We start from the raw sequence: 11,855 nt of genomic DNA, 5'->3' as shown, positions 1-11,855 counted from the left end.
GCGGCGCACCGCGTCCCGGTGGCGCAGCCCGCCCGAGCGGTCCGCGTCCCGGTGGCCCGCGTGGCGGTGGCCGCCCCGGTGGCGGCCGCGGTCCGCGCGGCGGCGTCTGAACCCAGACGTCAGCAACGCTGAAGCAAGACACGACAAAGGGCGCTTCGGCGCCCTTTGTTTTTGTGCGCGCCCGGCTGTTCGTCCGCACCCGCCGAATCGCTTCGAGAGCAGGAGCGGCGTCCCACGGGGATTTCCTGCGGTCGTGAGCCGCGGCCACGCGACGACCGCTTGCATCGAAACCGCTTCGCCCGCGATCACTCCGCCCTACTTCTACGATCCCGACAACACCTCCGATCCAGGCGTCTGTCCGCGCTATCGAATATGCGTTCGCAGCAAATCCACCGTCCGCGTTGTTTTCACGACGCAATTCCGAATGAACTCGCGCCGATTCAGATAGCACATTAAACCGACGCGCTTGCCGGCCATTGACGCTGAAAACACGCGCAATCGCATCCGTACCGCCACGTCCATCACGCTATCGGCAGTGTCGAAAGCCGATTACGAAACCTGTTCGCGATGCGACGTTTCGTTTCGATCTGCTCGCCGAAAAACCTGCAACGAAACCCTTAAAAACAAGGAACTTTCGTTTCCGACGCGGTTATTGACGCCCCCCTGCGGCTCATGCTCAATCGCCGAGTCGCGACATCCGCAACACAGGACACGCATTCGCCAGGACGCGAATCGACGCCTTCGGCGAGGGCGATCGAAGCGGCGATCGCCCTCGCCGGCCAAGCCGAGGACCGAACCCGAATCGTTCCTGCCGATCCATCGAATCCGAGCAATACGCCAGGCACGCCGCAAGCATCGCGGCCTGGACCCGATACGTCCATGACGAAGCCGAGATCTCGCCATGGGCAGTCCGCAACCCGTCGTCGATAGGAGTCCGTATGCGCTACGCGAAGATCGTCCTGCTACTGCTTTGTCTGACCTTGCACGGCACCGCCGCAGCGGTCGTCGCCGGCGGCATGGTCGCGATAGACCGCACTTGGCCGAGCCAGCCCGGCGGTTACCTGGATATGGACTTCAGCATCGCCATCACCCAGGAGCCCGGCTACAACGGGCGCACCTATTGGGCGCATCAGTTCGCGCTCAAGAACGGCGACGGCGGCTACGTCGGCCTGCAACAACGCAGCAATGCCGACAAGGCACTGAATTTCTCGATCTGGCAGGCCACCGGCTGGGTCGCCGAAAGCGGCACCCTGTGCAGCCATTTCTCCCACGAAGGCAGCGGCGTGCAGTGCTGGGTCGCTTATCCCTGGGTGCAGGGCAAGAAGTACAAGATCCGCATCGTCAGCGAAGCTCCCGGCAGTTGGAGCGCCTACATCACCGATGTCGCGACCGGTGCGCGCCGCAAGGTCGCCAGCATCCAAGTGCCGCAGACCTGGGGCGGCCTCAACGAGAAGACCGTCGAGTTCCTGGAGAACTTCGCCCAGGGCGCCGATCAACTGGAAAGCTGCGCGGCCGCGCCGGCGACGAGTGCGGTGTTCTTCCGCCCCAGCGCCGAGAACGGCGCGGTCGCGCCATCGACCAGCACCAGCAAGACCTACGGCAACTGCGAGTCGATCGCCCGCGCCTCCTGTACCGCGGAGCAGGACTGCATCGCCGCCGACAACAAGTTCGGCACGCTCGGTTCGCCGAAGGTGCTGCTCAACACCTACAGCGGCTATTGCCTGGATACCCTGGCCGGCGGCACTCAGGCCGGCTTGTGGAGCTGCGCGAGCAACAACAACCAACTGATCGAACGCGACGACGGCTTCCGCATGATGATGCGCAGCCGCAGCCAGTGCCTGCAGGCGGAAAGCGACGGCAGCGTCCGGCTCGCGGCATGCGGCAACGGCTCGGCGCAACGCTGGATGCCGATGCCGGGCTCGGATGGGCTGTACAACGTCGCCAGCGGCACCTGCCTGGACCCGCTCAACAACGCCGCCCAGGGCGCTTATCTGCGCGTCTATACCTGCCTCGGCAACGGCTATCAGAAGTGGCGCTTGAACCCCTGAGCCCCTGAACCCCCGAACCAGGGCTCGCTTCCTGGGGGCCGCCGCCCGGATGCGACGGTTTCATCGAAGCTCGCACACCACGCCGTCATCGCCTGCGATGGCGGCGTTTTCGTTTTCGAGCCCGCAGGCGCGCCAGAGACATCGACATGCGAAGGTCTCGTGCATGCGCCATGCGCCCGGGGTTCCGCAAGCCGGCCTGCGCAGGCCGGCCCGCAACCCGTGCCGAAAGGTGGCACCATCCCGGCTATGCCCCGCATCGATCGCCGCCGCGCCCCCCCGACGCAGGACGACACGCCGCAGCGCTGACGCCATCCGCTTCCGCCCCGTGCTGCACCGAGAAGGACCGATGCGAAACACCCGCCAACGCCGCGAACGGATCCTGCAGATGCTGGTCAAGCACGGCAGCGTGCACGTTGCGCATCTGGCCGAATCGATGGGCGTGTCCACGGTGACGATCCGCGCCGATCTGGCCCAGATCGAGTCGCAGGGCCTGGCCAAGCGCAACCACGGCGGCGCCACCCTGGTGCGCACGCCGCCGCTGGAACAAGACATCCATCAGAAGGACAGCCTCAACAGCAGCTTGAAGGAATCGATAGGCGCCCGCGCGGCGCAGCTGATCCGGGCCGGCGACAATGTCATCATCGATTCCGGCACCACCACCATGACCCTGGCGCGCCATCTGCGCCACGCCGAGGGCGTCACGGTGATGACCAACGGCCTCAATATCGCCTGGGAACTGGCCAACGCGACGGGTGTCGAGGTGATGCTGACCGGCGGCCTGTTGCGCAAGCAGTCGCTGTCGTTCCAGGGCGCGCAGGCCGAGGCCAGCCTCACCAGCTACAGCTTCGATGCGCTGTTCCTCGGCGTCGACGGCCTCGACCTGCAGTTCGGTCTGAGCACGCATCACGAAGGCGAAGCCAGCCTCAACCATCGCATGGTCGAACGCGCGCGCAAGGTGATCGTGCTGACCGACGCGTCCAAGTTCGGCCGCGTCGGCCTGCACCGCATCGCCCAGTTGGAATGCGTGCATACCATCATCACCGACTCCAGCATCAGCCCGGAATACAGCCAGGGGCTGCTGCGTCTCGGCATCGAGCTGATCGTCGTCGACTGAGGCCGACGACGATCAGTTTTACAGCCCCAGCTCGCTGAGCCCCGGGTGATCGTCGGGCCGCCGGCCCTGCGGCCAATGAAACTTGCGTTCGCTCGCCGCGATCGGCCGGTCGTTGATGCTCGCCAGGCGCACCGCCATCAGGCCGTCGTCGCCGAACTCCCAGTTCTCGTTGCCGTAGCTGCGGAACCATTGCCCGGAATCGTCGCGCCATTCGTAAGCGAAGCGCACGGCGATGCGAGCGCCGTCGAAGGCCCACAGTTCCTTGATCAGGCGGTAGTCGAGCTCGCGGGTCCACTTGCGTTCGAGCAAGGCCACCGCGGCTTCGCGGCCGTCGACGAATTCGGCGCGGTTGCGCCAACGGGTATCGACCGAATAAGCCTGGCCGATGCGGGCCGGGTCGCGCGAATTCCAGGCGTCTTCGGCCAGGCGGATCTTTTCGATGGCGCTGTCGCGGGTGAACGGCGGCAAGGGCGGACGGGTGTGCATGAGGGCGGCTCCTGAGCGCATGTAGACGAATTAGTCTACTTGGATAAAAATTTATGTAGACAGATCGGTCTACACGGTAAATTTACCTCACGTAGACAGAGCTGTCTACACGATTGGCGCCGGTAGACGAATCGGTCTACCATTGCGCCATGAACCGCAAAGCCGCTTCGCCTGCCCAGCCAGTGCCCGCCCGCGAGCGGATCCTGCAGACCGCCCACGATCTGTTCTATCTCGAAGGCATCCGCGCCACCGGCATCGACCGGGTGATCGCCGAGTCCGGCGTCACCAAGGTCACGCTGTACCGGCATTTCCCGAGTAAGAACGCCCTGATCCTGGCGTTCCTGCACTACCGCCACGAGCGCTGGATGACTTGGTTCGATGCGGCCTTGCAGCGCCACGGCGCAGCGCCCGGACACGGCGCCGAGGCGCTGGTGCCGGCCCTGGCGGAATGGTTCTCCCATCCGCATTTCCGCGGCTGCGCCTTCATCAATGCCGTGGCCGAGATCGGCCCGGCGCTGCCCGAAGCGGTCGAATGCTCGCGCCGGCACAAGCGCGAACTCGCCGAACGCATCGCCGCGCTGCTGCCGGCGTCGGCCGAACGCGATGCGCGCACCGCTGCGATCGCCCAGGCCTTCGACGGTGCGATCGTGCGCGCTGCCGCCGATCCCGCCGCTGCGCAGGACGCCCTGAACGGACTCGCGCTGACCATCGAGGCCTTGTCGGCGGCGAATCGCTGAGCGAAACGCCGAGCAGAACGGGCCCCACGTCACGCGTCGCGCGTGAACCCCGTTACAGGCTCGACTCACTTCACACAGACCCCATACGGGCTTCGTCGAGCCTGCCCAGACTGCACCGGTCTCCCCACGAGAAACCGGAATGAACCTCGACCCCCAAGCCTACGACTGCGACCTGGTCGTCGTCGGCGCCAGCTTCGCCGGCGCCGCCTGCGCCCTGGCCGCCGCGCGCGCCGGCCTGCACGTGGTGGTGCTCGAACGCAAGCGCGACCCCGGCGAGAAATTGCGCACCACCGGCATCGTGGTCAAGGAAGCCGCCGAACAGACTTGGCTGAGCCGCGCGCCGGCCGGCTGCCTGCACCGCGTCGAACGCGTACGCCTGTATTCGCCGCGCCTGCGCAGCATGGCCTTGAGCGCACCGGGCTACTACTTCCTGACCACCGACACACCGCGGCTGATGCGCTGGCTGACCCAGGAACTGGTCCGCCACGGCGTCGAGTTGCGCCTCGGCACCTCCTTCACCCAGGCCGAGCGCGAGGACGACGGCTGGCGCATCGAAGGCGTGGGCCGCACCCGTTTCCTGGTCGGCGCCGACGGCGCCAAGTCGCGCGTCGCCGAGCGCACCGGACTGGGCCAGACGCGCGAGTTCCTCTACGGCATCGAGTACGAGTTTCCCGGTGCCGCCCTGCCCGAATCCGGCGCCCTGCACTGCTTCGTCAGCAAGCGCTACGCGCCCGGCTACATCGGCTGGGTGGCGCAGAACCCGACCGGCGTCCAGGCCGGCCTGGCGGTGCGCCACGACCCCGAACGCGCGCGCGTGCCCGACATCGACGGCTTCCTGCAGCGGGTGCGCTCGGTGGTCGGCCTTGACGCCGATGTGCAGCCTGCGGCGACCCGCGCCGGCCTGATCCCCTGCGGCGGCCCGGTGTTTCCGCTCGCCCGCGACGGCGTGATGCTGACCGGCGACGCCGCCGGCATCGTCTCGCCGGTCACCGCCGGCGGCATCCACTCGGCCTGGGCGCACGGCGAAACCCTGGGCCAGGCGATCGCCCTGCACGCGCTCGGACAGGGCCCGGCGCCGGAATCGGTCGCCCGCGACAGCGCCCCGCGCTTCCGCCGCAAGCGCGCGCTGCGCTGGGCCTTCGATCACTTCCAGTTCGACTGGCCGTTCGACCTGCTGTTGCATTCGGCGCCACTGCGCTGGGCCGCCGAACAGGTCTATTTCCACAAACGCGGCAGCCGCGAGCCGGACGAGGCCGCCGCATCGCGGCCTTCGGAAAGCCTCTGAACATGTGCGCCGGCGCGCTCGACACCTGCGCGCCGGCGTACAGTGGCCGCATGACCCTGTCTGCCCTGCCCGCTACGCTCGCCTGTCTGTTGGCCGCCGCCTTGGCCTACGGGGACGCGACGGCTGCGCCCGCTGCGGCCGCCTTGCAGGTCGAGATCGACTCGCGCCAGCAGGACTTACTGCTGGTCGACGGCGCCAGGCGCAAACCGCTCAAGCTCGCGCGCATCACCGATGTCGACGGCGTCGTCGAGCGGCGCGCGCTGCTGGCCGACTCCGGCCACGGCCCGGCCGAACTGCGTTATCTGTTGATCGAGGTCGACACCGCCAGCCGCAGCGACCGCACGCAGGGCCATTGCGGCGCCGGCATCGAGACCGACCTGGTCTGGCTGGCGCTCGATGCCGCACTGCAGGTGCGCAAGCACGACGCCTACCGCATCGCCTCCTGTCTGCAGTCGATCGAAGCGGGCGAGCGTGTCGTCGCCGCCGATGGCTCGCTGCGCGTGTCCTTGCTGCGTCCTGGGCGCGACGGCGAACCCGATCGCGAGGTCACCGTGCGTTACGACGCCGCCGACCCGAGCCAGGGCCTGCAGGTCCACGACCGCCTGCGCTGAACGCTGCCGTCCCTTATCCAACGAAGCGGCGTGCTCGCGCCAGGGCAGGAGCGACGGCCTGCCCGAGCTGCTCCTGCCGTTGCTGTTGCTGTTGCTGTTGCTGTTGCTGTTAAAGGTTGGCGCAGCTCCGAACTTGAGAGAACACCTGGAGACCCGGAGGGCGGCGCACAGGACGTGCGCCCAGCCTTTAAAAAGGAATGACTCGATAGGACAAGGATGTCCTATCGAAAAATCCCGGCGTAAGCCATGAACTCGCAGGAGAGCTTCGTCAAGGAAGGCCTCCCTTTGGTCAGCTTTGACCGAAGGGAATCCAGACGGACTTTTGGGCCAGCAAAAGAAAGTAACCCGGCCGCGTCAGCGGACGGAAGCTTTAGATGTTGCCTCACCGCTCTGCGGTAAGAGGCGTCGCAACCGCCAGCTGCGCAGTCGCGGCTTGCGCCGCTCCTACCCAAGAGCAGCGGCAGCGGCGCCGCAACGCTCGAGATACTCAGCGCAGTTCGAAGCTGTCGCCGTCGAGCATGGCCGGGAAACGCTCGCGGTGCGCCGCCAGTTCCGCCGCCTGCAGGGTCGTGGTCACGACCACTTCCTCGTCGGTGCATTCGCTGATCGGGTGGCCGAGGAAATCGATCACCGCGCTGTCGCCGGAATAGCTCAGGCCGTTGCCGTCGCTGCCGACGCGGTTGAGCCCGGCGACGTAGCACAGGTTCTCGATCGCGCGCGCGCGCAGCAGGGTCTTCCACGGGTAGGCGCGCGCCGCCGGCCAGTTGGCGACGTACAGCAGCAGGTCGAAATCGAGCGCGCCGGGGCGCTCGACGTCGAAACGGTTGCGCGAAAACACCGGGAAACGCAGGTCGTAACAGACCATCGGGCAGATCCGCCAGCCCTTCCATTCCACCGTCAGGCGCTCGCGGCCGGCGGCGTAGCGTTCGTGTTCCTTGGCGTAACGAAACAGATGGCGCTTGTCGTAGGTTTGCAACTCGCCGTCGGGCGTGGCGAACAATAGGCGGTTGAACACGCCGTCGTCGGTGCGCAGTTGCACGCTGCCGGCGACCGCGGCGCCGAGCTTGGCCGCCTGTTCGCGGATCCAGGCGACGGTCGGCCCGTCCATGGTCTCGGCGTCGCCGATGGCGTCGTTGCTGAAGCCGCTGGTGAAGGTCTCCGGCAGCAGCACCAGATCGGTGATGCCGCGCAGCGAAGCGATCAGATGGCCGTAGTAATCGCGGTTGCCGGCCGGGTCGTGCCAGCGGGTGGCGCCTTGGACGAGCGAGATGCGAAGGTCGCGCATACGAGCTACCGAACAGGGGGTCTGCGGACATTATGCCCGCGAAGCCGCGCCGGTTGCCGGGCCGGAGCCCGGCAACGCGACGCACGACTCATCCGGCTCAGCCGGTGCCGATGTCCAGCACCGGCACCGATACCTTCGGCAACAGGCGCTGGGTGAACAGCTTGTCCTGGTAGTACTTGATCTTGTCGCACTTCACCGGGTGCGGGATGCCTTCGTACAGGAACACCTCGCTGTCGAAGCCCATCGCCTTGAGCTCCTGCGGCAGCATCAGCGCGCGGCGCTCTTCCGACTCGCTGCGCGAGACTTCGCGGCCGCGGGTGATGTTCTCCTTGCGCACGGTGGTGTAGCCGAGCATATCGGAGTAGTCGTTCGCGTCCTGCTGCTCGCGCGGCGCGTAGATGATCTGCAGCGCGTGGTTGGTGATGATGGTGCGCGAGATGTCCTTGCCGTAGGTGGCGTCGAGCTGCGACATGCTCTGGATGATCGGCAGCAGGCGCAGGTTGTAGCCGGCCATGTACGACACCGCCGAGGCGATGATGTCGACCTTGCCGATCGAGGTGAACTCGTCCATCAGCAACAGGCACTGATGCTTGAGCTCGGGGTTGTTCTGCGGCAGCTCGCGGGTGTTGAGGTTGATGATCTGGCTGAAGAACAGGTTCACGATCAGACGGCTTTCGGCCAGCTTGTTGGGCTGGATGCCGACGTAGATCGTCATCTTCTTCTTGCGCAGGTCGGTCAGCAGGAAATCGTCGGTGTTGGTGGCCGCGTCCAGGACCGGGTTGATCCAGGGATTGAGCGGTTCCTTGAAAGTGCCGAGGATCGAGGCGAAGGTCTCGTCGGCCTGCGACAGCATGTTGGCGAACGCCGACTTGGCGTTGCTGCTGAGGAAGGGCCGCTGCGACAGTCCCTGCAGGAACGGCTTGAGCTCGGTCTTGCCGTCGCCCGAAGACAGGCGGTACACCGCGCCCAGGGTCGGGATGGTGCCGAACGGGAAGCCGACCTTCTTGGCGTCTTCCCAGGCCTCGAACAGGTACAGGGTGAAGGCCATGAAGGCGTTGCGGGCCTGGCTGACCCAGAATTTCTGGTCGTCCGAGCCGTCCGGATACAGCATCGCGGCGATGCTCATCAGATCTGAGACGCGGAACGCCGGATCGCTGGACACGTAGGTCAGCGGGTTCCAGCGATGGGTGCGGCGATCCTCGGCGAAGGGGTTGAACAGGAAGATCTCCTGCCCTTGCTCGGCGCGCCAGCCGCTGGTCAGGTCGAAATTTTCCTGCTTGATGTCGAGCACGACCATCGAGCCCTGGTAGTTCAGCAGGTTCGGAATGACGATGCCGACGCCCTTGCCCGAACGGGTCGGCGCGGCGAGGATCACGAACTGCTGGCCGCTGAGTTGCACCAGCTGGCCGTTGAACTTGCCGACCACGATGCTGGTGGGGGTCGACTTGAACATGCCCTTGGCCGACAGGTCGCCGGAGCGCGCGAAACGCGCGTCGCCGTGCATCGACTTCTTCTTCGGCTTCAGCATCAGCACGGTCAGGATCAGATAGCCGACCATCGGCAGGCCATAGCCGATGAAGCCGCCGGCCTTGATCTTGCCCACGTAGGGCTTGTACTGCGGGACGTCCAACACCTTGAGGTAATCGAGGTAGGTGTTCCACTTCAGCGCACTGGTGTCGATCTTCATCAACATCAACGTCACGTATCCCGACAGATACGTCCCCGCGGCCAGTACGAGTACCAGTACCGCCAGGGCAAAAATCAGCTTCCCTTTCACGTTATGTTTCCTGCTTGGTTTCCCCGAACCCGCTGTCGGTCAGCGTCGCTTGCGGGCGGCCTGCAGCCTGGAAGGCTCCCCCGGAGGCGATGACTCCATCATATCCGGCGACGAGCCTCCGCTGGAGGCCCTTTCCTGCTCGATCCAGAATTCCAGCCAGTTGCGGGCATCGGTCAGGGTCAGTTCCTGACGCATTTTGAGCCCGGAAGAGGACATCACCGCGTAAGCGTAGATGTCGTCGCTCTCGAACTGCGGGTCCGGGGTCAAGGCCACGATCTGGTAGCGGCCGCGGGTCAGGATGTGATGACGGTATTCGTTCATTGCAGGCCTCCGATGCCTTCGCGCGCTCTATGGCGGCGCGGGCGTTTCAGTCTTTGTCTTTGAACAGGGCACGGGCCAGCGACGGCTCGCGTTCGCCGCGGTGCTCGGCCTGACGTTCGGCCTGGCGCTCGTCCTGCCGTTGCCGGTCCTGGAGTTCCTGTTCGCGATTGAGCTGGGCCAGCTGCTGGCTGCTCCGTTCCATCGATTGCGCCGCCGCCTGGGCGGTGTCGACATAGCTCATGCGCCGGCTCGGCGAATCCAGCTCGCCCTCGATCACGAACGCGCGCGAACCGTCCTTGCTCAGCACCACGTGATCGGCGCTGCGCAGGCCGCCGGTGCGCGCTTCCAGGGCCAGGGCCGCGGCCAGGTTGTCGCGCTGGTCGCCGGAGTAATCCTTGAGCCCCATGTCCTGCTTGTCGAGGCAGACGCGCACCTGCGAGTACAGGTCGTGATGCGGATGGCTGGGGCTGCTGAGCAGCGAGCGCTGCTCGGCGCGGCGCATGTCGTCCAGCGTCTGGGTCGTGGCTTGGCCGTCGACCTTCAATTGCTGTTCCTGAGTGCTTCCGTTCATCGTTGCACCTCCGGCCGGAACCGAATCGTCATGCTCGCGCAATAGCGGAAACCCCACAAGGGCGAGGCCCCCGGGCCGGTGCGCGCAGCCCGGCCTGGTTAGAAACATTGGCATCCCGGCCCCGCCGTCGCCGGCCGGCCGTGTCCGCCCGCCCGATCGCGGGCGGCCGGCAAAGCGGCAGCGACAGGCTCGATCTCCCTAGCGATCGAGCCTGCCCTGCCCGCTCCGCCCCTGCGGGCGAAGCGACGACGTCCCTGTCCGGACATCGCAGTGGTTGCAACGCATTCCCTTGCCTGCGATGTCCCCGATCCGGATCGGCGCTCTCCTCCACCAGAGTTGTGCGCCGGCCCAGGGTCAAGCCATCTGGATCCTCGGAGCTTCCTTCTGCGGCGCCTGGGCCTGCTCGCGCGTCGGTGCGTCCTGTTGCACCTGGAAGCTCGAGCGTTCGACCGGCTGCTCGGCCGCGTACTTCTTTTCCACGTGGACGCGGTTCTGGCTCGGATCGTTGAGTTCGCCCTGCACCGCGAACAGGCCGTTGCCGTTCGCGCTGCGGGTGACGTGATCGATCGCAGTCAAGCCGCTGACCTTCGCTTCATAGGTCAGCGCAGCGGCGGCGCGCTCCATCTGTTCGCGATTGCCGAAGCCGCCGTTCGGCCCGAGCTTCTCCAACCCGGCCACGGCCTGGCGGTAAATGCCGTTGTCCGGGTGCACCGGATTCGACAGCAACGGCGCCTCGCCGGCCTTCTTCAGCGCTTCCAGCGTCTTCGGGCCGGCGATGCCGTCGTCCTTGAGGCCGTGCGCATGCTGGAAAGCCTTGACCGCTTCGCGGGTGCGATCGCCGAAATCGCCGTCGGACTTCAGCGCATGGCCGTGGCCGTCGCGGTAACCGAGCTTGTTCAACTGCTCCTGCAGCAGGCGCACGTCGCGGCCGTGTTCGCCTTCGCGGATCACGCCGTCGGCAGCGGCGCCGCGGCTGGCCGGACGCGGCGTCGCTTCGCGATGCCCGGCTTCGCGATGCACGTCCTCGCGCGCCGGCGCTTCGGCGGTCTGGCCGTTCTTGGCCGGATAGCGGTCCGGGGTGATCACGCCACGGTCGATGTCCTGGATATAGCGCTTGAACTGATCGGCCTCGACTTCGACGTGCGCGTGCACCGAACCGGGCGTGCCGGTGTCGGACATCGCGCCGAGCGGCTGGCCGTATTGCACGTGCGCGCCTTCCTTGAGCTTGAACGAGTGGGGGTCCATGTGCAGGACCTGACCCACCAGCTTGGCGCCGGGCTGATCGTGCGGACGGTCGTAGATGCGCAGCGCGGCCGTGGGGTCGTTCGGCAGGTAGTGCACATAGCCTTCGACCGGCGCCGGAATCTGCACCCGCCCCAGGCTGTCCTGGCTGAGGATGAAGTCTTTCTTGACCAGGGTGCGGCCGTCGTTGGTGCGGCGGATTTCCTCGAACTCGCCGTCGACGCGCGCATGGTCGCGGCCGTGCTCGAAGTCGGCGTCGCGGCCGGTCTGCAGGCCGCGCGCGTTGCGGCTCGGGTGATGGATGTCGAGGTCGTCGTAGCTGTGAACGTGCTCGACGCGGCGGCCCACGCTTTCCGTAATGCGGTAGCGGCTCATGAG

General features: G+C 66.5%; 11 protein-coding genes. 5 read left to right on the top strand and 6 right to left on the bottom strand.

Annotated features, from left to right (window positions below):
• Nucleotides 1-938: 938 nt before the first annotated feature.
• On the top strand, nucleotides 939-2,048 hold the full coding sequence (locus tag LC490_RS06160) for a ricin-type beta-trefoil lectin domain protein (RefSeq protein WP_223619604.1): 1,110 nt from the start codon (nucleotides 939-941) through the stop codon (nucleotides 2,046-2,048).
• A 346-nt stretch (nucleotides 2,049-2,394) separates the two neighbouring features.
• Nucleotides 2,395-3,162, top strand: a complete 768-nt coding sequence (locus LC490_RS06155) for a DeoR family transcriptional regulator (RefSeq protein ID WP_031370762.1) — start codon at nucleotides 2,395-2,397, stop codon at nucleotides 3,160-3,162.
• Nucleotides 3,163-3,180: 18 nt separating this feature from the next.
• Here LC490_RS06155 and LC490_RS06150 read toward each other — a convergent pair whose 3' ends face one another.
• Nucleotides 3,181-3,648 (bottom strand): nuclear transport factor 2 family protein, encoded by a 468-nt coding sequence (locus LC490_RS06150; protein WP_031370761.1) that lies wholly within the window; start codon nucleotides 3,646-3,648, stop codon nucleotides 3,181-3,183.
• 149 nt (nucleotides 3,649-3,797) lie between these two features.
• Between LC490_RS06150 and LC490_RS06145 the strand changes: the two genes are divergently transcribed.
• The 3 genes from LC490_RS06145 (at nucleotide 3,798) to LC490_RS06135 (ending at nucleotide 6,281) form a co-directional block, all read left to right on the top strand.
• Nucleotides 3,798-4,385, top strand: coding sequence for a TetR/AcrR family transcriptional regulator (locus LC490_RS06145; protein WP_223619603.1), 588 nt, complete (start codon nucleotides 3,798-3,800; stop codon nucleotides 4,383-4,385).
• Nucleotides 4,386-4,524: 139 nt separating this feature from the next.
• Nucleotides 4,525-5,670, top strand: coding sequence for an NAD(P)/FAD-dependent oxidoreductase (locus LC490_RS06140; RefSeq protein WP_223619602.1), 1,146 nt, complete (start codon nucleotides 4,525-4,527; stop codon nucleotides 5,668-5,670).
• Nucleotides 5,671-5,720: 50 nt separating this feature from the next.
• Complete coding sequence (locus tag LC490_RS06135) at nucleotides 5,721-6,281, top strand: hypothetical protein (protein WP_223619601.1); 561 nt, start codon at nucleotides 5,721-5,723, stop codon at nucleotides 6,279-6,281.
• 487 nt (nucleotides 6,282-6,768) lie between these two features.
• Here LC490_RS06135 and LC490_RS06130 read toward each other — a convergent pair whose 3' ends face one another.
• The 5 genes from LC490_RS06130 to LC490_RS06110 all read right to left on the bottom strand — a co-directional run bounded on the left by LC490_RS06130 (nucleotide 6,769) and on the right by LC490_RS06110 (nucleotide 11,852).
• Nucleotides 6,769-7,566 carry an amidohydrolase gene (locus tag LC490_RS06130; RefSeq protein ID WP_223619600.1) on the bottom strand — a complete coding sequence of 266 codons (798 nt, stop codon included), beginning with the start codon at nucleotides 7,564-7,566 and terminating at the stop codon, nucleotides 6,769-6,771.
• Between the two features lie 97 nt (nucleotides 7,567-7,663).
• Complete coding sequence (locus LC490_RS06125; protein WP_223619624.1) at nucleotides 7,664-9,331, bottom strand: type IV secretory system conjugative DNA transfer family protein; 1,668 nt, start codon at nucleotides 9,329-9,331, stop codon at nucleotides 7,664-7,666.
• 51 nt (nucleotides 9,332-9,382) lie between these two features.
• On the bottom strand, nucleotides 9,383-9,664 hold the full coding sequence (locus LC490_RS06120; protein ID WP_031370755.1) for a hypothetical protein: 282 nt from the start codon (nucleotides 9,662-9,664) through the stop codon (nucleotides 9,383-9,385).
• Nucleotides 9,665-9,710: 46 nt separating this feature from the next.
• On the bottom strand, nucleotides 9,711-10,235 hold the full coding sequence (locus tag LC490_RS06115; protein WP_223619599.1) for an XVIPCD domain-containing protein: 525 nt from the start codon (nucleotides 10,233-10,235) through the stop codon (nucleotides 9,711-9,713).
• A 354-nt stretch (nucleotides 10,236-10,589) separates the two neighbouring features.
• The gene (locus LC490_RS06110; protein WP_223619598.1) at nucleotides 10,590-11,852 is read right to left on the bottom strand and encodes a peptidoglycan-binding protein; all 1,263 of its coding nucleotides are present in this window, start codon (nucleotides 11,850-11,852) and stop codon (nucleotides 10,590-10,592) included.
• Nucleotides 11,853-11,855 lie beyond the last annotated feature (3 nt).

The sequence above is a fragment of the Lysobacter sp. ESA13C genome (assembly GCF_019970005.1).
In the GTDB taxonomy this organism is placed as follows: Bacteria; Pseudomonadota; Gammaproteobacteria; order Xanthomonadales; family Xanthomonadaceae; genus Lysobacter; species Lysobacter antibioticus_B.
Note: the sequence above shows the minus strand (reverse complement) of the source record. Positions and strands in the feature narration are given on the sequence as shown.

Coding starts and splice junctions, on each gene's coding strand:
- LC490_RS06150 (WP_031370761.1), bottom strand. CDS start 3,648: ATGCACACCCGTCCGCCCTTGCCGCCGTTCACCCGCGACAGCGCCATC.
- LC490_RS06135 (WP_223619601.1), top strand. CDS start 5,721: ATGACCCTGTCTGCCCTGCCCGCTACGCTCGCCTGTCTGTTGGCCGCC.
- LC490_RS06120 (WP_031370755.1), bottom strand. CDS start 9,664: ATGAACGAATACCGTCATCACATCCTGACCCGCGGCCGCTACCAGATC.
- LC490_RS06145 (WP_223619603.1), top strand. CDS start 3,798: ATGAACCGCAAAGCCGCTTCGCCTGCCCAGCCAGTGCCCGCCCGCGAG.
- LC490_RS06110 (WP_223619598.1), bottom strand. CDS start 11,852: ATGAGCCGCTACCGCATTACGGAAAGCGTGGGCCGCCGCGTCGAGCAC.
- LC490_RS06140 (WP_223619602.1), top strand. CDS start 4,525: ATGAACCTCGACCCCCAAGCCTACGACTGCGACCTGGTCGTCGTCGGC.
- LC490_RS06130 (WP_223619600.1), bottom strand. CDS start 7,566: ATGCGCGACCTTCGCATCTCGCTCGTCCAAGGCGCCACCCGCTGGCAC.
- LC490_RS06115 (WP_223619599.1), bottom strand. CDS start 10,235: ATGAACGGAAGCACTCAGGAACAGCAATTGAAGGTCGACGGCCAAGCC.
- LC490_RS06155 (WP_031370762.1), top strand. CDS start 2,395: ATGCGAAACACCCGCCAACGCCGCGAACGGATCCTGCAGATGCTGGTC.
- LC490_RS06160 (WP_223619604.1), top strand. CDS start 939: ATGCGCTACGCGAAGATCGTCCTGCTACTGCTTTGTCTGACCTTGCAC.